Origin of the sequence: Streptomyces sp. NBC_00341 (genome assembly GCF_041435055.1) — a bacterium.
In the GTDB taxonomy this organism is placed as follows: domain Bacteria; phylum Actinomycetota; class Actinomycetes; order Streptomycetales; family Streptomycetaceae; genus Streptomyces.
The window spans coordinates 3,880,496-3,901,981 of the sequence record NZ_CP108002.1 but is presented as its reverse complement, the minus strand read 5'-3'; the positions used below and the strand labels follow the sequence as shown (position 1 = coordinate 3,901,981).

Annotated in this window: 20 protein-coding genes; 10 read left to right on the top strand and 10 right to left on the bottom strand. The window is 72.3% G+C overall.

Annotated features, from left to right (window positions below; translation table 11 throughout):
* Positions 1 to 65 precede the first annotated feature (65 nt).
* The 5 genes from folK to OG892_RS17515 form a co-directional block, all read right to left on the bottom strand.
* Positions 66 to 677, bottom strand: a complete 612-nt coding sequence (folK, locus tag OG892_RS17535) for a 2-amino-4-hydroxy-6-hydroxymethyldihydropteridine diphosphokinase (protein WP_024493347.1) — start codon at positions 675 to 677, stop codon at positions 66 to 68.
* Positions 674 to 1,033 (bottom strand): dihydroneopterin aldolase, encoded by a 360-nt coding sequence (gene folB / locus OG892_RS17530; RefSeq protein ID WP_073733665.1) that lies wholly within the window; start codon positions 1,031 to 1,033, stop codon positions 674 to 676. Before folB ends, folK begins: the two co-directional genes overlap by 4 nt.
* Before the next feature lie 211 nt (positions 1,034 to 1,244).
* Positions 1,245 to 1,727, bottom strand: coding sequence for a nuclear transport factor 2 family protein (locus tag OG892_RS17525; RefSeq protein ID WP_073733666.1), 483 nt, complete (start codon positions 1,725 to 1,727; stop codon positions 1,245 to 1,247).
* Positions 1,724 to 2,521 (bottom strand): dihydropteroate synthase, encoded by a 798-nt coding sequence (gene folP, locus OG892_RS17520; RefSeq protein WP_199884326.1) that lies wholly within the window; start codon positions 2,519 to 2,521, stop codon positions 1,724 to 1,726. The genes OG892_RS17525 and folP overlap by 4 nt, the downstream gene beginning before the upstream one ends.
* Positions 2,522 to 2,615: 94 nt before the next feature.
* Positions 2,616 to 4,457 (bottom strand): phosphatidylglycerol lysyltransferase domain-containing protein, encoded by a 1,842-nt coding sequence (locus OG892_RS17515; RefSeq protein ID WP_371629644.1) that lies wholly within the window; start codon positions 4,455 to 4,457, stop codon positions 2,616 to 2,618.
* Between the two features lie 139 nt (positions 4,458 to 4,596).
* Between OG892_RS17515 and OG892_RS17510 the strand changes: the two genes are divergently transcribed.
* Positions 4,597 to 5,718 (top strand): esterase family protein, encoded by a 1,122-nt coding sequence (locus OG892_RS17510; RefSeq protein WP_073733669.1) that lies wholly within the window; start codon positions 4,597 to 4,599, stop codon positions 5,716 to 5,718.
* A gap of 77 nt (positions 5,719 to 5,795) precedes the next feature.
* On the opposite strand, the gene OG892_RS17505 is transcribed toward OG892_RS17510, so the two are convergent.
* Positions 5,796 to 6,992, bottom strand: coding sequence for an ABC transporter ATP-binding protein (locus OG892_RS17505; RefSeq protein WP_371629643.1), 1,197 nt, complete (start codon positions 6,990 to 6,992; stop codon positions 5,796 to 5,798).
* Between the two features lie 131 nt (positions 6,993 to 7,123).
* On the opposite strand from OG892_RS17505, the gene OG892_RS17500 reads away from it, so the two are divergent.
* The 4 genes from OG892_RS17500 (at position 7,124) to OG892_RS17485 (ending at position 10,755) form a co-directional block, all read left to right on the top strand.
* Positions 7,124 to 7,837: an ABC transporter permease gene (locus tag OG892_RS17500; protein WP_073733774.1), complete on the top strand. Its 714-nt coding sequence runs from the start codon at positions 7,124 to 7,126 to the stop codon at positions 7,835 to 7,837.
* Between the two features lie 4 nt (positions 7,838 to 7,841).
* Positions 7,842 to 8,516, top strand: a complete 675-nt coding sequence (locus OG892_RS17495) for an ABC transporter permease (RefSeq protein WP_073733671.1) — start codon at positions 7,842 to 7,844, stop codon at positions 8,514 to 8,516.
* A 99-nt stretch (positions 8,517 to 8,615) separates the two neighbouring features.
* Positions 8,616 to 9,593: an ABC transporter substrate-binding protein gene (locus OG892_RS17490; protein ID WP_327337619.1), complete on the top strand. Its 978-nt coding sequence runs from the start codon at positions 8,616 to 8,618 to the stop codon at positions 9,591 to 9,593.
* A gap of 100 nt (positions 9,594 to 9,693) precedes the next feature.
* Entirely contained in the window at positions 9,694 to 10,755 is a 1,062-nt protein-coding gene (locus tag OG892_RS17485) for a hypothetical protein (RefSeq protein ID WP_371629642.1), read from the top strand.
* Between the two features lie 41 nt (positions 10,756 to 10,796).
* On the opposite strand, the gene OG892_RS17480 is transcribed toward OG892_RS17485, so the two are convergent.
* Together OG892_RS17480 and OG892_RS17475 are read right to left on the bottom strand one after the other, a co-directional pair.
* Complete coding sequence (locus tag OG892_RS17480; protein WP_328696490.1) at positions 10,797 to 11,939, bottom strand: NADH-quinone oxidoreductase subunit D; 1,143 nt, start codon at positions 11,937 to 11,939, stop codon at positions 10,797 to 10,799.
* 56 nt (positions 11,940 to 11,995) lie between these two features.
* On the bottom strand, positions 11,996 to 12,991 hold the full coding sequence (locus tag OG892_RS17475) for an SAM-dependent methyltransferase (RefSeq protein WP_328866549.1): 996 nt from the start codon (positions 12,989 to 12,991) through the stop codon (positions 11,996 to 11,998).
* A gap of 96 nt (positions 12,992 to 13,087) precedes the next feature.
* Here OG892_RS17475 and OG892_RS17470 point away from each other — a divergent pair, with 96 nt between their 5' ends.
* A complete protein-coding gene (locus OG892_RS17470; RefSeq protein ID WP_327337615.1) occupies positions 13,088 to 14,293 on the top strand; it encodes a sensor histidine kinase in 1,206 nt (401 codons plus the stop codon).
* An 86-nt stretch (positions 14,294 to 14,379) separates the two neighbouring features.
* Complete coding sequence (locus OG892_RS17465; RefSeq protein WP_073733676.1) at positions 14,380 to 15,051, top strand: response regulator transcription factor; 672 nt, start codon at positions 14,380 to 14,382, stop codon at positions 15,049 to 15,051.
* Positions 15,052 to 15,078: 27 nt separating this feature from the next.
* Here OG892_RS17465 and OG892_RS17460 read toward each other — a convergent pair whose 3' ends face one another.
* Entirely contained in the window at positions 15,079 to 16,191 is a 1,113-nt protein-coding gene (locus OG892_RS17460) for a DUF5937 family protein (RefSeq protein ID WP_328866550.1), read from the bottom strand.
* An 86-nt stretch (positions 16,192 to 16,277) separates the two neighbouring features.
* On the bottom strand, positions 16,278 to 17,510 hold the full coding sequence (locus OG892_RS17455) for a low specificity L-threonine aldolase (RefSeq protein ID WP_371629641.1): 1,233 nt from the start codon (positions 17,508 to 17,510) through the stop codon (positions 16,278 to 16,280).
* Positions 17,511 to 17,754: 244 nt separating this feature from the next.
* On the opposite strand from OG892_RS17455, the gene OG892_RS17450 reads away from it, so the two are divergent.
* From OG892_RS17450 to OG892_RS17440, 3 genes are read left to right on the top strand one after another with little or no spacing between them, the layout of a single operon-like run.
* Positions 17,755 to 18,729, top strand: a complete 975-nt coding sequence (locus OG892_RS17450; RefSeq protein ID WP_073733679.1) for a Rossmann-like and DUF2520 domain-containing protein — start codon at positions 17,755 to 17,757, stop codon at positions 18,727 to 18,729.
* A complete protein-coding gene (gene panC, locus OG892_RS17445; RefSeq protein WP_328866552.1) occupies positions 18,726 to 19,751 on the top strand; it encodes a pantoate--beta-alanine ligase in 1,026 nt (341 codons plus the stop codon). The genes OG892_RS17450 and panC overlap by 4 nt, the downstream gene beginning before the upstream one ends.
* Positions 19,748 to 21,484 carry an L-aspartate oxidase gene (locus tag OG892_RS17440; RefSeq protein WP_371629640.1) on the top strand — a complete coding sequence of 579 codons (1,737 nt, stop codon included), beginning with the start codon at positions 19,748 to 19,750 and terminating at the stop codon, positions 21,482 to 21,484. Before panC ends, OG892_RS17440 begins: the two co-directional genes overlap by 4 nt.
* Positions 21,485 to 21,486: the final 2 nt, after the last annotated feature.

Sequence of the window (21,486 nt, the reverse complement as noted above, 5' to 3'; positions counted from 1 at the left end):
GCCGCCCTTCGCCGCCTGTGATCTGTGCCGCTGTGATCTTTCCTGCTGTCCCCAGAGCCTAACGACTACTCGGGCAGCCGGAGTTCCAGGTCGGCCCGGGGCAGTACGCCGCCGCGGCCGACACCGGCCAGCAGATCGGCGACCGGGCCGACGCCGGGCAGCTGGGCCGCCGGATCCACGTCGTGCCACGGGGCAAGGACGAAGGCGCGCTCGCGGGCCCGCGGGTGCGGGAGGGTGAGCACCGGATCGTCGGAGACCACATCGGCGTACGCCACGATGTCGACGTCGATCGTGCGCGGGCCCCAGCGCTCCTCGCGGACCCGGTCGAAGGCCTCCTCGATGGCCTGGCCGCGCTCCAGGAGGGAGGACGGGGGCAGCGTGGTCTTCACGACGACGACCGCGTTGAAGTACGACGGCTGGGAGCCGGGGTCGACGCCCCAGGGCTCCGTCTCGTACACCGGGGAGACCGCCTTGACCCGGAGGCCGGGGGTGTCCTCCAGGGCGTCGATGGCTCCCTGGAGGGTCTCCAGGCGGTTGCCGAGGTTGGAGCCCAGGGAGATCACGGCGCGTTTGGGGTTGGAGAGGGTGATGTCCGCGGCGTCCACCTGTTCGACCACGGAGGCGGGAACCGGCTGTACGGTCGGGTCGCTCTGCCCCTCGGTAGAAAATGCAGTCATGCTCGGCTCCGGGTGATGGTGATGGTGACGTCGTCGAAGGGCACGGTGATGGGCGCATCCGGCTTGTGCACCACGACCTCCACCTCCTCGACGCCTTCGTGCTTGAGGCACTGCTGGGCGATGCGCTCCGCGAGCGTCTCGATCAGATCGACGGGTTCGCCCTTGACGACATCGACGACCTCCTCCGCGACCACGCCGTAGTGCACGGTCTTCGTCAGGTCGTCGGAGGCTGCCGCGGGGCGGGTGTCGAGGCCGAGCACCAAGTCCACGATGAACGTCTGTCCCTCTTCCCGTTCCCGGGGAAAGACACCATGGTGCCCACGGGCCTTGAGGCCGCGCAGCGCGACACGATCCACGCGAATCACTCCTGCTGTTGTTGGTCGTAGGGGCACGGGCCGCGTGCGGGCGGCGCCCTGCCCTCACTGGAATCTACCTGCGGGCACCGACAGCACTCGCCTGTGGGGCCCACGGCGGACCGCACGGGGCCGGGTAGCCGCAGATACCCCGATGTGCCCGATTCCAATCCCGGGGAGTCGCGATTCGGTCCTCCACCGGGCTTGTACCCATTCAGGAGGCGGACTCTTCGTCCTCTTCCTCACCGGTTTCGGCCAGTACGGGCGAACCGTGGTGGGACCAGAGCTTCCAGCCGTCGGGAGTGCGCCGGAACACATTGGTGGCGACCACCAGCTGGCCCACCAGCGGCCCCAGCGAGCTGCCCTCCTCCGCGGGTCCGCCGCTGAGGATGTTCTCCGTGCAGGTGACCAGGGCGGTGTCGCCGGTCATGGACACCCCGACGTCGGTCAGGAAGAACTGGATGTACTCGGTGTTCGCCATGATCAGCGCGTAGCTGCGCAGCACCTCGCCGCGGCCGGTGAGCACCGGCCAGCCCGGGTGGACGCAGGAGACGGTGAGGTCGTCGCCGGGCAGCCAGAGCCCGGTGAGTTCGTCGAGGTCCCCGCGCTCCATCGCCTCGTAGAAGGCGGTGTTGGCCAGCTCGACCGCCTCGATGTCGGCGGCCGCGTCCGCGTGCTCGTCCCGCGACTCGTTCACGCGGCTCCCTCGACGGCGCGGGCGACGCGTACGGCGTCGGCGGTGGCCCGTACCTCGTGGACCCGGACGGCCCAGGCGCCGGAGCGGGCGGCGAGCGCGGAGATCGCGGCGGTGGCCGCGTCACGTTCGCGGGCGGGCGGCGGGGCGGCGCCCGGACCGGCCAGTACGTGGCCCAGGAACCGCTTCCGGGAGGCGGCGACCAGTAGGGGACGGCCCAGGGCGTGCAGGGCGTCCAGACGGGCGATGAGCGAGAGGTCGTGGCCGGCGTCCTTGGCGAAACCGAGGCCGGGGTCTATCACGATGCGTTCGGGGGCGACACCGCCCGAGACCACGGCGTCCATCCGGGTCCGCAGCTCCTCGACGACCTCCGCGACGACGTCCCCGTAGACCGCCCGGCTGTTCATCGTCTCGCTGAAGCCGCGCCAGTGCATGACGACGAAGGGCACCCCGGCGGTGGCGACGACCGGGACCATGTCCGGGTCCGCGAGCCCGCCGCTCACGTCGTTGACGAGGACCGCGCCCGCCTCGACGGCCTGCTCCGCGACCCGGGCCCGCATGGTGTCCACGGAGACCGTGACGCCTTCGGAGACGAGTCCGCGGACCACCGGGACGACCCGGCGCAGCTCCTCGGACTCGTCCACCCGGCTGGCTCCGGGGCGGGTCGACTCACCGCCGACGTCGACCAGGTCGGCGCCCTCGCCCACCAGGTCGAGACCGTGCTTGACGGCCGTCGTGGTGTCGAACCAGCGGCCCCCGTCGGAGAAGGAGTCGGGGGTCACATTGACGACACCCATGACCGCACAGCGGTCCCACTCCGGCAGGCCCTGGACCGTGCCTCGTCCACGCAACGTACTCATACGACCAAGCCTAGGCCCGTGACGGGGACTGTTACGCCGGGTGGACGCCCTGCTCCGGTGCGGGGGGCCGGGTGTGCGCACAGGGGCGCCGCTCGCCAGAGGGCAGCCGGCGGGCCAGCGGACGGGGCAGCGCGAAGCTGACGAAGCCCTCGGCCTGCATCGCGGCCAGCGAGATCCGGGGCAGGTCGCGGGCGGCGCGGTAGACCACGAAGCGGGGCTCCCAGCGGGGCCGGAACTTGGCGTTGAACTTGTACAGCGACTCGATCTGGAACCAGCGCGACAGGAAGATCAGCAGTCCGCGCCAGACCCGCAGCACCGGTCCCGCGCCCAGCTTCTCGCCGCGGGCCAGCGCGGAGCGGAACATCGCGAAGTTCAGCGAGACCCGGGTGATGCCGAGCCGGGGCGCGGCCTGCAGGGAGGCGACGATCAGCAGCTCGTTCATCCCCGGGTCGGCGGCGCGGTCGCGGCGCATGAGGTCCAGGGACATGCCGTCGGTGCCCCAGGGGACGAAGTGGAGCACGGCCTTCAGGTCGCCGTACGGGGATTCGGCACTCTGTTCGTCGGCCTTGTGGGCGGTGGCGATGAAGCAGTCCCCGTCGGCGCCGTCACCGATCCGGCCCAGCGCCATGGAGAAGCCGCGCTCGTTGTCGGTGCCGCGCCAGTCGGCGGCGGCCCGCCGGATGCGGGCGAGCTCGGCCTCACCGATGTCAGCCACGCGCCGGACCCGGGTCTCGTAGCCGCCGCGCTCGATGCGCTTCACCATCTGGCGTACGTTGCGCATGGCCCGTCCGGCGAGGGAGAAATCCGCGACATCCACCACCGCCTCGTCCCCGAGTTCGAGGGCGGCCAGTCCGGTCTCGCGGGTCCAGACCTCGCCGCCGGTCTCGCCGCAGCCCATCACGGCCGGGGTCCAGGAGTGGGCCCTGGCCTCGTCCATGAACCGTTCGATGGCGCCCGGCCAGGCCTCCACGTCACCGATCGGGTCGCCGCTGGCCAGCATCACCCCGGACACCACGCGGTAGCAGACGGCGGCCTTGCCGCTGGGGGAGAACACCACGGCCTTGTCGCGGCGGAGCGCGAAGTGGCCGAGCGAGTCGCGGCGCCCGTGCCGTTCCAGCAGCGCGCGCAGCCGGGCCTCGTCGTCCTCGGTGAGGCGGGCGGCCGGGTGTTCGGGGCGGAACGCGAAGTAGATGGTGGTGACGGCGGTCAGCAGGCCGAGCGCGCCGAGCGAGTAGGCCACGGTCCAGGAGGTGACACCGGCGTACTCGACCGGGCCCTCGAAGCCGAACAGGCCGTACAGCACGTGCTGGAGCCGGTCGGCGATGCTGGGGTTCCCGACCAGCCGGCCGGGGTGGACGCTGACGATGACCAGGCCGAGGCCGAGCGAACCCGCGCCGAGCAGGACGAAGTTGGCCAGGGCCCGCCAGCGGCTGCGCGGGTCGGGGAGCGCCGCGAACTCACTCCGGTGGCGTACCAGCAGATAGCAGAGCGTCAGGGAGACGGCCGCGCCCAGCACCGAGTGCCGGTAGAGGAACTGGGACAGCGCACCGGCCGGGAGCAGCACGACGGCCGCCCGCCAGGCCCGTCGCTTGTGCCGCTTGAGGCCGTGGGCCAGGAGCAGCAGCAGGACGCCGGCGCTCAGCGAGAGCGCGGCGGCGAAGGGGCCGAGGGCGCCGGGCAGGACCTCGGCGAGGGTGTGCATCCGGCTGTGGCGGAAGCGGGGGAAGACCCCGGCGGCGACGTCGATCAGGCCGACTACGGTGCAGGCGGTGCCGACGAGCACCGGTACGGTCTCGGGTCGCGGTCCGCGCACGAACTTGCGTGCGCTATTCGGAACCGATCCCGATTTATCCCCATCTAGCGTGACAGACATCGCTTCCCGTGGTTCCGCGTGAGGTGTGTGGAGTGCGTCGGCCGGAGCCCGGCGGACGCTGTGCGACCTCTAGGACGAGCCTTCCGGGTGGAGGGTTCACCCGTATCCGGGAAATTTCCTGACAGAAAGTTCAACCGTCATGGGCCTTACCGGCAAGGCAGTGCTGATCCTGGCGATCACGCTGGCCGTCGTGCTGTTCGCCGTCACCGTCTGGCTCTGGCCGAGGTTCGCCCGGCGCAGTGTCCCCATGGTGTTCGGCAGGGTCGGACTGCTCCTGGCGACCCAGGTGGCGGTCTTCGCCTCGGTCGGCCTGATGGCCAACAACACGTTCCTCTTCTACGGCTCCTGGGCGGACCTGTTCGGCCAGAAGCAGGATCTGGGCGTGGTCAACGACCACGCCGCCGGGACCCTGGCCGCGAAGAACATCGTCCGGGTGGGGACGCAGCGGCCCGACGTGCCGGGCGGTTCGCTGGCCACCAGGGGCGGCCGGATCGACAAGGTGGTGATCGCGGGGCGGCACTCCGGGATCGAGAGCTCGGCGTACGTGTACCTGCCGCCGGAGTACTTCCAGCCGGCGTACGCCCGGCGGAAGTTCCCCGCGGTGGTGGTACTCACGGGCTACCCGGGCACTTCGGAGAACCTCCTCAAGGGGCTGCGCTACCCGCGTACGGCACTCGATCAGGTGAAGGCCGGACGGTCGCAGCCGATGATCCTGGTGATGCTGCGGCCGACGCTGGCGCCGCCCCGGGACACCGAGTGCGTGGACATAAAGGGCGGACCGCAGACCGAGACGTTCTTCGCGCAGGATCTGCCGCGCGCGGTCTCGGCCGCCTACCGGGTGGGCAGCCGCGCCCGTAACTGGGGCATCATCGGCAACTCGACCGGCGGTTACTGCGCCCTGAAGATCGGGCTGCACCACCCGGACCGGTTCACGGCGAGCGCGGGGCTCTCCGCGTACTACAAGGCGGCGGAGGACCCGACGACCGGCGACCTCTTCCACGGCGACCAGGGGGCCCGGGACCACGCCGACCTGCTGTGGACCCTGGACCACCGGCCGATGCCCGACTCGTCGTTCCTGGTGACGACCTCCCGCCACGGCGAGGCGAACTACGCGGACACGAAGAAGTTCCTGGCCAAGGTGAAGTCGCCGGCGCAGGCCTCCTCGATCGTGCTCGGCAGCGGCGGGCACAACTTCAACACCTGGCGCCGGGAGATCCCCGCCGCCCTGGAGTGGCTGAGCAGCCGGCTCAGCGAGAACTGAACCGGCGCCTCATCCTCCTGCGGTTCTCACTGTCCTGCGGTTCTCACTGTCCTGCGGTTCTCACCGTCCCGCGGTTCTCACCGTCCCGCGGTTCCGGTTCCGCCCGAGACGCTCGCGACGCTCTCCACGGCCACCTCGGCGCGCGGCACGGCCCGGTCGTCCGCGTCGATCGAGCGGCGCAGCGCCTCGTGCAGGCGGGCGGGGGTGAGCACGCCGAGGAACCGGCCCGCGCTGTCCTTGTCGATGACCGCGATCCAGCCGGCGTCGTGCTGGAGCATGGTGGCGAAGGCCTGCTTGAGCGGGGCGCCCACGGGCAGCCAGGCCTCCATCCGGCGGGCGTGCTCGCGGATCGTGCCCTTGGTGGTGGCGAGCGCGTCACCGGCCGGGAGCCAGCCGTGCAGATGGTCGTCGCCGTCCAGGACGACGGCCCAGCGCGCGCCCTCCGCCCGCAGCCGTTCGGTCGCCGTGGACAGCGGGTCGTCGAGGTGGACGACCGGCGGCTGGTCGAGGTCGCTCTCCTCGATGGGGGTGACGGAGAGCCGCTTGAGCCCCCGGTCGGCGCCGACGAAGTCCGCGACATATCCGGTGGCGGGGGCGCCGAGCACGGTGGCCGGTGAGTCGAACTGCTCGATCGAGCCCTGTCCGTAGACGGCGATGCGGTCCCCGAGGCGGACCGCCTCCTCGATGTCGTGCGTGACGAACAGCACTGTTTTGCGGACCTGCGCCTGAAGCTTGAGGAATTCGTTCTGCAGCCGTTCCCGGACGACCGGGTCGACCGCGCCGAAAGGCTCGTCCATCAGCAGGACGGGCGGGTCGGCCGCCAGCGCCCTTGCCACGCCCACGCGTTGGCGCTGACCGCCGGACAGCTGTTCCGGATATCGGTCACCATAAACGGAAGGATCGAGTCCGACCAGATCGAGGAGTTCCGCGGCGCGTTCGCGGCCCTTTCCGCGTTTCCAGCCCAGGAGATGGGGCACGGTAGCGGTGTTTTCGAGCACCGTTCTGTGCGGGAACAGCCCGACCTGCTGGATCACGTAGCCGATACGGCGCCTCAGCTGGACGGGATCGATGGCCGATATGTCGTCCCCGTCGAGGAATATCCGGCCCTCGGTCGGTTCGATCAGCCGGTTCACCATCTTCATGGTGGTCGTCTTGCCGCACCCCGATGGCCCGACGAGCGTGACGAGTTCACCCTCGGCGACCTCGAAGGAAAGGTCGTCGACGGCGGTGGTGCCGTCCGCATACCGCTTGGTGACGTGCTCGAAACGGATCATGGTTCCCCATTGTGGCGCGTGTTTTGTGAAGGACATGTTGCTGGAATACAACGGCTTCCGCGATTGTCAGTGGTCGAGGATAGGCTCGCCGGACATCAGTACGAGTGGGCGATCGGGAGGTGGGGGACAAGATGGCCGCACAGAACTGCCTGGTGACGAACGACTGGATCTGCGGGGAGTATCTCCGTTCCCGCAGCCAGGAGTTGACCGATGCCACGGTCCAGCACATCTGGATCACCGCGGTCTCGGTGGCGATCGGGGTCGCCGTGGCATTCCCGCTGGCCCTGCTCGCCCGCCGCAGCCGACGGTTCGCCGGACCGGTGCTCGGGCTGACCACGGTGCTCTACACCGTGCCGTCGCTCGCGATGTTCTCGCTGCTGCTGCCGCTCTTCGGGCTCTCCGCGGCGCTGGTCGTCACCGGACTGGTGCTGTATTCGCTGACCATTCTCGTGCGGAACATCCTCGCGGGTCTGGAAGCGGTCCCGGAGGAGGCGAAGGAGGCCGCGCGCGGCATGGGCTACGGGCCCGCCCGGCTGCTGTGGGAGGTCGAGCTGCCGCTCGCGATGCCCGCGCTGATGGCCGGAATACGCATTGCCACGGTCTCCACGATCGCGCTGACGACCATCGGTTCGATCGTCGGCCGCGGCGGTCTCGGCAACCTCATCGACGACGCGCTGCCGAGCTTCTTCAAGGCCCAGGTGCTGGCCGCCTCGGTGCTCTGCGTACTGCTCGCGGTCGTCGCGGACCTGCTGCTGCTCTGCGTGCAGCGGCTGCTGACCCCGTGGACACGCATATCAAGGACCCGCGGAGCCGTGGACGCGGCCGGTACGGCGAAGGCGGTCTGACCCCATGGGAGTTCTCGGCGAGGCCTGGACCTGGCTCACCACCGGCGCCAACTGGTCGGGGGAGAGCGGGGTGAGCCACCGGCTCGGTGAGCACCTGTACGTCAGCGGCGTGGCGCTCGCCCTGGCCTGCGCCATAGCGCTGCCCGTCGCGCTGTACCTCGGACACATCGGGAAGGGCGGCGCGCTGGCCGTCAACATCTCCAACGTGGGCCGGGCGGTCCCGGTCTTCGCGGTGCTGGCGCTCTTCATGGTCTCGCCGCTGCGCAACAGCGGATACGTGCCGACCATCATCGCCCTGGTGCTGTTCGCCGTGCCGCCGCTGCTGACCAACGCCTACGTCGGGATGACCGGGGTGGACCGTTCGGTGGCGGAGGCCGCGCGCGGGATGGGCATGTCGGGCGGCCAGCTCTTCGTCCGCGTCGAGCTCCCGCTGGCCTACCCGATGATCATGACCGGGCTGCGTTCGGCCGCCGTCCAGGTGGTGGCCACGGCGACGATCGCCGCGATGGTCGGCCAGGGCGGCCTCGGCCGGATCATCACCGCCGGCTTCAACACTTACAACACCCCGCAGGTGGTCGCGGGGGCCCTGCTGGTCGCCGTGCTCGCCCTCCTGGTGGAGTCGGTGCTGATCGCCCTCGACCGGCTGCTGTCACCGCTGCGCCGCCGCCGGACGGCGTGAACCGGCCCGCCTTCGTCACCCCCTCGCAGATCGCACCCCCCGCAGATCGCACACCTCGCATATCGCATATGGCCCTGTTGCCGTGGACGGAGAACCAACATGAGCAAGACCTCGCGCATAGCCGGCGCGGTCATCGGCATGGTCGCGCTGGCGGGCTCGCTCGCCGCCTGCGGCGGTGACAGCCTGGAGAAGGACAAGAGCGGACCGGCCGACGGCGGCGGCTCCGGGAAGAAGGGCTCACTCGTGGTCGGCGCCGCCGCCTTCACCGAGTCCAAGGTGCTCGCGGAGCTGTACGCGCAGATCCTGGCCGACGCCGGATACAGCACCTCGGTCACCACGGTGAAGAACCGCGAACTGTACGAACCCTCCCTGGAGAAGGGCGAGATCGACGTCGTACCCGAATACGCGGCGACGATCACCGAATTCCTCAACGCCAAGGTGAACGGGGCGAAGGCGGCCGAGGAGAAGCCGCTCGCCTCCGGCGACACCGACGCCACCGTCGCCGCCCTGGAGAAGCTCGCGACCCCGCGCGGACTCAAGGTCCTGCCGCCCGGCAAGGCGGTCGACCAGAACGCCTTCGCGGTCACCAAGGAATTCGCCGCGAAGAACAAGCTGAAGACGCTTTCCGATCTCGGCGCCTCCAAGGTCAAGGTGAAGATCGCGGCCGGTGACGAGTGCGAGGTGCGGGCGTTCTGCGCACCCGGTCTGAAGAAGACGTACGGCATCGATGTGACCGGCATCGACCCCAAGGGAGTGGGCACCCCGCAGTCCAAGCAGGCGGTCAAGGACGGCAAGGACCAGCTGGTCCTGTCCACCACCACGGACGCGGTGCTGGACAGCTACGGACTGGTTTTCCTGGAGGACGACAAGAAGCTGCAGAACGCGGACAACGTGCTGCCGGTCGTCAATGCCAAGGACGCGGGCGGCGAGGACATCGCCGGCGCACTCGGCAAGCTCACCGACACACTCACCACCCAGGACCTGGCGGAACTGAACCGCAAGGTCGACGCGGAGCGCGCCAAGCCCGAGGACGCGGCCAAGGAATACCTCCAGTCCAAAGGTCTGATCAAGAAGTAGGCGCTTCGGAAGGGATTTTCGGGGGCCGTCAGGTAACCGGCGGGGAACAGATTGCCGGGCGGCCCCCCAAGCAGGCCGTACGCACGGTAAATTTCAGGCCATGCCACGTGGACGCCATCGTCATTCGCCACCTCTGCACAGAATCCTTCCGCCTTCGGTCGTGGCCGGAGCCTCGGTTCTCTGTGCCGCAGGGGCCTGGCTGCTCGCCGAGCCCCTGGTCCTGCGCGCCCTGGTCGCGGCCTCCGCGGCCGCCGCCCTGACCGGCGCGTATCTGATGCGCAGCTGGGACCGGGAGGCGGGCCGTCGCGTCGCGGAGCTGACGCGCGCCCGCGTGGGCGACGAGTGGCGGGCCGAGGAACGCATCGCGGAGATCGAGGCCGATCTGGACGAGTCGCGCGAGCTGCGCGCCCGGCTGGAGACGAAGCTGCGCCGCAAGCGCGTCGAGCTCGCCGGGCTCCGTGGCGAGCACGCCGCGCTGCTGCGGCGGTACGCCAACGCCGAGACCGAGCGCGCCAGCGTGCTGGAGAGCCGTCGGCAGCTCGCCCTGGAGGCGGCCGCGCCGCCGCCCCGCGAACTGCCCGCCGCGCGCAGCACCCCGACCCCGGCCGGATATCTGCGCGCCGCCCAGGCGCTGGAGGACCTCCCGCGCAACCGCGCGCTCCAGGAGGCCCGGCGCACCGCGGAGCAGGCCAGGAAGCGCGATCTCGCGGAGCGCGCCCGCGAGGCGGAGGAACGGCGGGGGAAGTACGCGGCGACCGCGTACCACGGCGCCCCGACGGGCGACGAGCAGCACCGCCGCCCCGCGGCCGCCCTGCCCGCGCCGCCCCGGCCGGCCCAGGAACGGCCGTCCCAGGAAGCGCCGTCCCAGGCGCTGCCGGACCGGCGCGCCCTCCCGGCAGCCGGCGCGGTCGTCCCGTACGCCGCGGCCCGCCGCCACCTGGTCCCGCAGGGCAGCTTCGACTTCTTCGGTACGCAGAAGGCGCACGCCGCGATCGAGTCCGTGCAGAACGAGGACCTCGCCGACGTGGTGGGCGAGGAGGCGCTCGCCGCGCACCGCACCGGCGCGGCCGAGAACCGGGCCGTCGGCAAGGTCATCGACCTGACCGCGCACGACGAGACCGAACAGCTGGACGTCGCGGAGCTGCGCAGCGCGATCTCGTAGGACGGAACAGGCGGCAGCCGGCGCCGTCCGGGCGGGGTCCGCTACTTGTCGATGTCCCCGACGACGAAGAACAGCGACCCCAGGATCGCCACCATGTCCGCGACCAGCGTGCCGGGCAGCAGCTCGGTGAGTGCCTGGATGTTGTTGAACGACGCCGAGCGGAGCTTGAGCCGGTACGGGGTCTTCTCGCCCTTGGACACCAGGTAGTAGCCGTTGACGCCGAGCGGGTTCTCGGTCCAGGCGTAGGTGTGGCCCTCGGGGGCCTTGAGGACCTTGGGCAGCCGCTGGTTGATCGGGCCGGGTGCCAGGTCCGCCATCCGGTCCAGGCAGGCGTCCGCCAGGTCCAGGGCGTTGTGCGTCTGGTCCAGCAGGCATTCGAAGCGGGCCAGGCAGTCGCCCTCGGTGCGGGTGACGACCTTCAGGGTGTCCTGGAGCTCCCCGTACGCGAGATACGGCTCGTCGCGCCGCAGATCGAAGTCGACGCCGGAGGCGCGGGCGATCGGCCCGGACACCCCGTACGCGTGCACGGCCCGCGCCGACAGCACGCCGACCCCGCGGGTACGGCCCCGGAAGATCTCGTTGCCGAGCACCAGCTTGTCGTAGACGTCCATCCGGGACCGGACGGAGGCGACCGCGTCCCTGGCCCGGCCCAGCCAGCCGGCCGGGAGGTCCTCCTTGAGGCCGCCGACCCGGTTGAACATGTAGTGCATCCGGCCGCCGGAGACCTCCTCCATCACGGCCTGGAGCTCCTCGCGCTCCCGGAACGCGTAGAACACCGGGGTGATCCCGCCGAGTTCCAGCGGGTAGGAGCCGAGGAACATCAGGTGGTTGAGGACCCGGTTCAGCTCGGCCAGCAGGGTGCGGGTCCAGACCGCGCGCTCCGGGACCTCCATGCCGAGCATCCGCTCGACGGCCATCACGACGCCCAGCTCGTTGGAGAACGCCGACAGCCAGTCGTGGCGGTTGGCGAGCATCACGATCTGCCGGTAGTCACGGGCCTCGAAGAGCTTCTCCGCGCCCCGGTGCATGTAGCCGATGACGGGTTCGGCCTGCTGGATGCGTTCGCCGTCCAGCACGATCCGCAGTCGGAGCACGCCGTGCGTGGAGGGGTGCTGCGGGCCGATGTTGAGCACCATGTCGGTGCTTTCCGCCGCGCCGCCGATGCCGACTGTCGTCTCCGTCATGCCGACAGTATTGCCTGCGGCCCGGCTTCCCGGGGCTTTGCCCCGGACCCCGCTCCTCAATCGCCTGAGGGGCCGGACGCGGCCCGGACCCGTTGCGTCAGCCAGCCGAAGTCGCCCAGCCCGCCCCGTGCCGTCAGCTCCGCCGCCTCGCCCGCGGAGGCCAGCGCCCGTACGTACCCGGCCGGGTCGCTCGACGCGAGCGCCAGCGGCGGGCGTTCACCGCTGACGCCCAGCTCCCGCAGCGCCTCGCGCTGGGTGCGGAGCTCCGCGCCCCGGCCGCCCGCCGCCGCGCACGCGTCCAGCGCCACGTGCGAGGTGAGGTCGCAGCTGCCGTCCGGCACCGGCCGCACCTCGCGCCCCGCCCGGAAGCCGGTCAGCGTGCCGAGGGGCGGCCGGGCCTCCCGTACGTGGCTGTAGTCCACCGCCACCGCGAGCCCGGCGCTCACGGTGGCCACCGCACGCGCCCACGCGTCGTCGCGCGGGCGGCCGATCTCGGCCCGGCTGCCCGGTCCGGCCGGCGGCCACCAGTCCGCCAGCCACCGGGCGTCGGCCCCGCTCACCGGATCGCCCAGCCGCTCCGTACCGTCCGAGGGACGGACCAGGACGTAGCGGCGGACGCCGTCCTGATCCGTCTCGGCCACCGGCGTCACGACGTTGTCCAGCCACTCGTTGGCGAACAGCAGCCCGCGCACGCCCCGTGGGGGCTCCGCGCACCACTCCACCCGGGGGTCCAGACCGTCGGGGCGCGCGGCCAGCTCCACGGCGTACGCCCGTACCGCGAGGTGCTCACCGCCCTGCGCCGGGAGCGCGGCGAGCACCCCCGTCAACAGCTCTCCGCGCCCCGCCCCCAGATCCACCAGGTCCACCGAACCGGTCCCGAGCTCGTCCGCGGTCCTGACCAGCAGCCGGGCGACGGCCGCGGCGAACAGCCCGGAAGCGTGCACCGAGGTGCGGAAATGCCCCGCGGGCCCTTCGGGGCTCCGGTAGAACCCCCCGTCCCCGTACAAAGCGGTCTCAGCCGCCTCCTGCCACCCGCGCCACTCATCCGTCACATATCCAAGTCTCCACCTTGGGGAGTACGGTCTCCGGACCCGGATCGGCCCTTTGGCTGACCCACCCACCCGTCGGCTGTCCCTACGCTGGGTTACGTGCAGCGCCTCTACGATTTCATCCGCAGACACCCGACGGGCGTCGACTGCTTCTGGGCTGTCTTCCTCCTCGGGCTCTCCGGCGTGACCATTGTGGCGGGCGGTGCCGGGCGCGGAGGCGGTGAACGCTTCGCCGTGGTGCCGGTCGTCGTCGGTCTCAGCGTCGTCGTGGCGCTGCGCCGCCGCGCGCCGGAGAAGATGCTGCTGCTCGCCATCGCGATGGGCGTCGTCCAGCTGGTCTTCGGGGTCAGACCGACCACGGCGAACTTCGCCATGCTGGTGATCACGTTCACGGTGGCCACGGTCGGCGAGCGCTGGGCCTCCCGGCTCGCGCTGACGTGCAGTCTGTGCGCGGCCGGGCTCTCCCAGCTCCGCTGGCCGAACGACGAGCCGGGCGGCTGGGCGCAGAAGCTGTTCATCGTCATCGTGATGACCGTGCCCTTCGTGCTGGCCTGGGTGCTGGGCGACTCGATGCGGACCCGGCGGGCCTACTTCGACCAGCTGGAGGAGCGCAACGCCCGGCTGGAGCGGGAGCGCGAGGCGCAGTCGAAGGTCGCGGTGGCCGCGGAGCGGGCCCGTATCGCCCGCGAACTCCACGACGTCGTCGCGCACAACGTCTCGGTGATGGTGGTGCAGGCCGACGGCGCCGCCTATGTCATGGACGCCGCCCCAGACCAGGCCCGGCAGGCGCTGGAGACCATCTCCAGCACCGGCAGGCAGGCACTCGCGGAGATGCGGCGGCTGCTCGGCGTGCTGCGGACCGGTGACGTGCGGGAGAGCGGGGAGTACGTCCCGCAGCCCGACGTCCAGCAGATCGAGGACCTGGTCGACCAGGTCGTGCAGTCCGGTCTGGCCGTCGACTTCAAGATCGAGGGCACCCCGCGCCCGCTGCCCAGCGGCGTCGAGCTGACCGCGTACCGCATCGTGCAGGAGGCGCTGACCAACACCCGCAAGCACGGCGGTCCGAACGCCGGGGCCAGCGTGCGGCTGGTCTACTTCGACGACGGACTCGGCCTGCTGGTGGAGGACGACGGCCGGGGAGCCGCGCACGAGCTGTACGAGGACGGCGGCGCCGACGGCGCGGGCCACGGGATGATCGGCATGCGCGAGCGGGTCGGCATGGTCGGCGGCACGCTGGACGCCGGACCGCGCCCCGGCGGCGGATTCCGGATCAGCGCGCTGCTGCCGCTCAAGCCGGCCAACTGACCCGCCCACGGAACCCACTGGACGAACCCACCGACGACCGACGATCCACGACCGACCGCAGGACGAAACAGGAGACAGTGACCCCCATGGCGATCCGCGTGATGCTCGTCGACGACCAGATGCTGCTGCGCACCGGCTTCCGGATGGTGCTGGCCGCGCAGCCGGACATGGAGGTCGTCGCGGAGGCCGGCGACGGCGCGGAGGCGATCGAGAACCTGCGGACCACCTCGGTCGACGTCGTGCTGATGGACGTGCGGATGCCGAGGCTGGACGGCGTCGAGGCCACCCGCCGGATCTGCGCGGAGCCGGACGCGCCCAAGGTGCTCATCCTGACGACGTTCGACCTCGACGAGTACGCGTTCTCCGGGCTGAAGGCCGGGGCCAGCGGCTTCATGCTCAAGGACGTGCCGCCGGGCGAACTGCTCGCCGCGATCCGTTCCGTGCACAGCGGCGACGCGGTCGTCGCCCCGTCCACCACCCGGCGGCTGCTGGACCGCTTCTCACCGATGCTGCCGAGCGGTACGGCGGAGCCGCGCCACAAGGACATCGCCAAGCTCACCGAACGGGAGCGCGAGGTGATGCTGCTGGTGGCGCAGGGCCTGTCGAACGGCGAGATCGCCGCGCGGCTGGTGCTCTCGGAAGCCACCGTGAAGACGCACGTCGGCCGCATCCTGACCAAGCTCGGCCTGCGCGACCGGGTGCAGGTCGTCGTCCTCGCCTACGAGACCGGACTGGTGCGGGCCGGCGGCCGCCACTGACCGCCGTAGCGGGGCGCCGCCCGGCGCTCAGCGCAGGATGCCCTCCAGGAAGTCGCTGCCGAGCCGCGCCACCACCGTCAGGTCCAGCTGGTGCAGGACGTACCGGCCGCGCCGCCGGGTCGTGATCAGACCGGCCTTCTTGAGCACCGTGAGATGGCGGGAGACCTCGGGGGACGTGATGCCGTTCGTGTCCGCGAGCTCCCCGGTCGTGTACGGGGAGCGGGCGATGTTGCGGCACAGCCGCATCCGCATCGGGTGGGCCAGCGCCTCCATCCTCAGCTGGAGCAGCTCGACGGAGGCGGGCGAGGGCAGCTCCGGCCGGTGCACCGGGTAGTGGATCACCGGGCGCCAGCCCGGCGCGTGCAGCACCGTCAGGTGCGGCCAGCCGAGGCTGGTCGGGATGAGGGTGAGCCCGGGGCCGACGGCCGGGTCGGTGGCGTCGGTCGCGCCCTCGGTCAGCTTGTCGATGCTGATCCGGTCCCCGGACGCGTCCAGTGACACCGCGGTGGACACCGCGCCCATCGCCTCACCGATTCCCTTGCGGCGCAGCAGATCCGTCTTGTGCCGGGCGTCGGCCACCAGCTGGACCCGGGTCCGCTGCCAGGTGTCCGCGAAGAACGCCTCGTCGCAGTCCTCGAAGAGGCGCCGCACCCAGCGTCGTACGGAGGCGGGGTCGGTCAGCAGCCGCTGGGCGAACTCCACCTGCTGCGGGCCGCGCGTCGCCGCCATGTCCAGGGCGCGGGCGCGCATCCCGGCGTCGACCAGCGGCGAGGGGGCGCCGGCCCCGTACTGGCTGGCGCAGGTGAATTCCAGGGCCGCGGCGACGAAGCGCTCGTCGTCCAGTCGGTCCAGGATGTCCAGGTCGTCCGCGAGGGCGGCGCCCGTCCTGCCGTCGCCGCCGCGGACCCCGGCGAACGGCATGAAGACGTCGGAGAAGGTGTTCCGCCACAGGAAGTCCGCCTCGTGCAGCCGGTCCGCGAGGTCCGGCTCCAGGGCTGTCGTGGTGGCCGTCGCCCAGCCGTGCAGCCCCGGGTGGTGCCCCGGCTCGGAGAGCGCGTGCAGGGCGAGCCCCAGCTCCGCGAGGGGGGAGGTCTCGAAGACGATGCGTCCGGGGTCCAGCCCCGTGATGTCGATGGTCACGCTCACCCCTCCATGGTGCGGGGTGAGCGGGGCGGGCCGGGCCCCGATTGACGGCCGGCGTCAATCGGGGCCCGCCGGGGCGCGTCCTACCGCTTCCGGGCGAGCTGATCCTGCTCGGCCACCCGCTCCAGGAACCCGCCCAGAGCCGTCTTCACGTCCGTGGCCGACCAGTCGAGCCCCGCCGCGGTCACCGTGACCTCGGTGCAGGAGATCCCGGGCGGTCCGGCGTCGGCCGGCACCCACATGCGGAAGAGCGCCGTGCCCGTCTCCTCGGCCAGCCGCACCGACGCCTGGGTCAGGACCTCGGGCGCGTACGGCAGCCACACCTGGAACTGGTGGGTGTGCGGCGGCTCCGGATGCACCCGGAACCATCCGGCACCGGCCTCCGCGAACCCCTCGGCCAGCGCCCCGGCCACCATCCGGGCCTGCGCCACGTACGACGGCAGCCGCGGCAGCTCCCGCGCCAGGCCGCTCAGGGCGGAGAGCGCCGCCGGGAACTGCTGGAAGAGCTGGCCGCCGTACCGGTGCCGCCAGGCGCGGGCCTCCTCGATCAGCGAGGCGGAACCGGCGAGCGCGGCCCCCGAGATCCCGCCGAGGGTCTTGTAGAACGACACGTACACGCTGTCCGCCAGCGCCGCGATCTCCGGCAGCTCCCGCCCGAAGTGCGTCGCGCACTCCCACAGCCGCGCCCCGTCGAAGTGGACCACCGCATCGCGTTCGCGCGCGGCCGCCACCACCGCCTCCAGCTCCTCCCAGGTGGGCAGGACGTAGCCCGCGTCCCGCAGCGGGAGCTCCAGCATCAGGGTGCCGAACGGCTCCTCGAAATCGCGGATCTCGTCCGCCGTGGGCAGCCGGGGCTCCGACGTCGGGTGGACGGTACGCAGCCCGCTCACCACGGACAGCGCGTCGCGCTCGTACCTCTCGGGGTGGGCGAGGGGGTGCAGCGCCACCGTCGGATTGCCGGTGCGGCCCGCCCAGGAACGCAGCGCGGCCTGCTGCGCCATCGTCCCGGTCGGGAAGAACGCGACCGCCTCCTTGCCGAGCACCTCGGCGATCCGCTGCTCCAGCTCGGCGACCACGCCGCCACCGTAGATGTCCACGGGCTGCCCGAGGTCGGTGAGCGTGCCGGCGTCGGCGCTCAGCGCGGCCAGCTGCTCACCGATCGAGCGGTCCATCGGCGCCCGCCACAGGGTCCGCTCGGCCCGCTGCCACGCGGCGATCCGGCGGCCGCGCGGGAAGTCGCCCGCGCCCCGGGCTCCGTCCGCGACCGGCGTCTCGTCCGCCGTCTCGTCGCGCGGCTGCTCGTTCGTATCTGCCATGGGACGATCATCACGCAGAACCGGGCTCCCCTCCACGGGATATTCGAGCTCGGGTTCGAGTCCGGGGCGAGTCCCGGTCGAGCCCGGTTCAGGCCCCGGTGCGCGTCACGGTCCGCGCGGACACGAGTGGGGTACGAGGTTTCCCACAGCCTGTGGACAGCCGGGAGCCGGACGAAACGCTGGCGTAGCATGCAGAGAAATCGTCCGGTACCCCCCGCGGACTGGAACGGAAGGCCTCTGCCGCGTGAACGCAACAGCCCCCAAGGGGCCCCTCGACGCGAGGGACCGCCCCGCCCGTCTCACCGTCGGTGTCGTCGGCGCCGGCCGGGTCGGCCCCGCCCTGGCCGCGGCCCTGCGGCTCGCGGGACACCGCCCGGTCGCCGTCTCCGGCGTCTCCGACGCCTCGGTCGCCCGCGCCGCCGCCCAGCTCCCCGACGTCCCCCTGGTGACGCCCGCCGAAGTCCTGGCGCGCGCCGAGCTCGTCCTGCTGACCGTCCCCGACGACGCCCTGCCCGGCCTCGTCGAGGGCCTGGCAGAGACCGGTGCGGTCCGGCCGGGGCAGCTGATCGTGCACACCTCGGGGCGCTACGGCACCAAGGTGCTGGATCCCGCGCTGCGGGCCGGCGCCCTGCCGCTCGCCCTGCACCCGGCGATGACGTTCACCGGCACCTCCGTGGACGTCCAGCGGCTGGCCGGCTGCTCCTTCGGCGTCACCGCCCCCGAACAGCTGAGGCTCGCGGCCGAGGCGCTGGTCATCGAGATGGGCGGCGAACCCGAGTGGATCGCGGAGGAGTCCCGCCCGCTCTACCACGCCGCCCTCGCCCTCGGCGCGAACCACCTGGTGACGCTCGTCGCCCAGTCGATGGAGCTGCTGCGCACCGCCGGGGTCGCCGCCCCCGACCGCATGCTCGGCCCGCTGCTCGGCGCCGCGCTCGACAACGCCCTGCGCTCCGGTGACGCGGCCCTGACCGGGCCGGTAGCCCGGGGCGACGCCGGCACCGTCGCCGCGCACATCGGTGAGCTGCGCGCCCACGCCCCGCAGGCGGTGGCCGGATACGTCGCGATGGCCCGCGCCACCGCCGACCGCGCCCTCGCCCACGGCATGCTCAAGCCGGAACTGGCCGAGGACCTGCTCGGCGTCCTGGCCGAGGACGGCCGCACCGACGGCCGCAGCGACGGCGGCCGCACCGGCGGCACCGGACCGGAGGAGCCCCGATGAACGAGCCCGCCGCCACCCTGCTCCGCACCGCCGCGGAACTGGCCGCGTACGCCCCCGGAGCGCCGGGCGCACCCCGGCCCGAGCGCGCCGTCGTGATGACGATGGGCGCCCTGCACGAGGGCCACGCCTCGCTGATCCGGCACGCCCGCGCGGTCGTCGGCCCGGCCGGTCAGGTCGTCGTCACCGTCTTCGTCAACCCGCTCCAGTTCGGGGAGGCGGCCGACCTCGACCGCTACCCCCGCACGCTGGACGCCGATCTCGCGCTCGCGGGCGCGGCCGGCGGCGATGTCGTCTTCGCACCGTCAGGCGACGAGGTCTACCCCGGCGGCGAACCGCAGGTCCGGATCTCGGCCGGCCCGATGGGCGGGCGTCTCGAAGGGGCCTCGCGCCCCGGGCACTTCGACGGGATGCTCACCGTCGTCGCCAAGCTGCTCCACCTCACCCGCCCGGACCTCGCGTTCTACGGGCAGAAGGACGCCCAGCAGCTGGCGCTGATCCGTCGCATGGTGCGCGATCTGAACTTCCCCGTGGAGATCGTGGGGGTCGAGACGGCCCGGGAGCCCGACGGCCTCGCGCTCTCCAGCCGCAACCGTTTCCTGGACGCGCACGAGCGGCACACCGCCCTCGCCCTGTCCCGGGCCCTGTTCGCCGCCCGCGACCGGCTCGCCGCCCAGCAGGCGCTGCACGCCCGCGCGCTGGCCGGCGGGGCGAACGAGGACCGGGCCGCCGGGCTCAACCGGCTCGGCGAGGCCCGGCTGGCCGCCGACGCGCAGGCGGTCGCCCGAGCCGTTCCGGACGGCGGACCCGCCGCGGTGCGCGCCGCCGCCCGCGCCGTCCTGGAGGACGCGGCGGCCGCACAGCCCCCGCTCGCGCTGGACTACGTGGCGCTCGTGGACCCGGCGGACTTCACCGAGATCCCCGACGACCGCACATCGGGCGACGCGGTACTCGCCGTCGCCGCCCGGGTGGGCGCCACCCGCCTCATCGACAACATCCCGCTGACCTTCGGAGCCACCCCGTGACCGGAATACGGCTGACCGCACCCGCCCCCGGCTGGTCCATCGACGCCGATGTCGTGGTCGTCGGCTCCGGCGTCGCCGGACTCACCGCCGCACTGCGCTGCGCCGCCGCGGGCCTCGCCACCGTCGTCGTCACCAAGGCCCGCCTCGACGACGGCTCCACCCGCTGGGCCCAGGGCGGCGTCGCGGCCGCGCTGGGGGAGGGCGACACCCCGGAACAGCACCTGGATGACACCCTGGTCGCGGGCGCCGGCCTGTGCGACGCGGAGGCGGTCCGCACCCTCGTCACCGAGGGCCCCGACGCCGTACGCCGGCTGATCGGCACCGGCGCCCACTTCGACACCGCGGACGACGGCACCATCGCGCTGGGCCGCGAGGGCGGCCACCACCGCCGCCGCATCGCCCACGCGGGCGGCGACGCGACGGGCGCGGAGATCTCCCGCGCCCTGGTCGAAGCGGTCCGCGAAGCCGCACTGCACACCGTCGAGAACGCCCTCGTGCTCGACCTCCTCACCGACGAGGAGGGCCGTACGGCAGGCGTCACCCTGCACGTGATGGGCGAGGGCCAGCACGACGGGGTCGGCGCGGTCAACGCCCCCGCGGTCATCCTCGCCACCGGCGGCATGGGCCAGGTCTTCTCCGCCACCACCAACCCGCCGGTCGCCACCGGCGACGGCGTGGCACTCGCACTGCGGGCCGGCGCGGAGGTCTCGGACCTCGAATTCGTCCAGTTCCACCCCACCGTGCTCTTCCTCGGCTCCGGCGCGGAGGGCCAGCAGCCCCTGGTCTCCGAGGCGGTACGCGGCGAGGGTGCCCATCTCGTCGACGCGCACGGCACGCGCTTCATGCTCGGGCAGCACGAGATGGCGGAGCTCGCCCCGCGCGACATCGTCGCCAAGGCCATCACCCGCCAGATGCAGCTGCACGGCACCGAGCACATGTACCTCGACGCCCGCCACTTCGGCGCCGAGATGTGGGAGCAGCACTTCCCCACCATCCTGGCGGCCTGCCGCGCCCATGGCATCGACCCGGTCACCGAGCCGATCCCGGTCGCCCCGGCCGCGCACCACGCCTCCGGCGGCATCCGCACCGACCTGCGGGGACGCACGACCGTGCCCGGCCTGTACGCCTGCGGCGAGGTCGCCTGCACCGGGGTGCACGGCGCCAACCGGCTGGCGTCCAACTCCCTGCTGGAAGGCCTCGTCTTCGCCGAGCGCATCGCGGCGGACATCGTCGCGGACCGGCCCCGCGCGGGCGCCGAGGCCGTCGTCGACCGTCCCGCGCCCTCTCCGCTGCTGCCCCCGGAGGCCCGGAGCACGATCCAGCGCATCATGACCCGCGGCGCCGGCGTCGTACGTTCCGCCGACAGCCTCGCCAGGGCCGCGGAGGAGCTGGAGGACCTGCACCGCAGCGCGTTCCTGAAGGCCGGGGCCGCGGAGCCCAAGCTCGCGGAGCCCGGCGTCGAGGCCTGGGAGGTCACCAACCTGCTCCTGGTCTCCCGGGTACTGGTCGCCGCCGCCCGGCAGCGCGAGGAGACCCGCGGCTGTCACTGGCGCGAGGACCGGCCCGATCGCGACGACGAGAACTGGCGCCGCCACCTCGTCGTCCGGCTCACCCCCGACCGGCAGCTGACGCTCCGCAGGACGGATACCGAGGCGTTCGGCCCCGTACGCCCGGCCGGGGCAGCAGACTGCGCAGCAGCAAGCACCACCCACCCCACTCCCGAGGAGCCGTAACC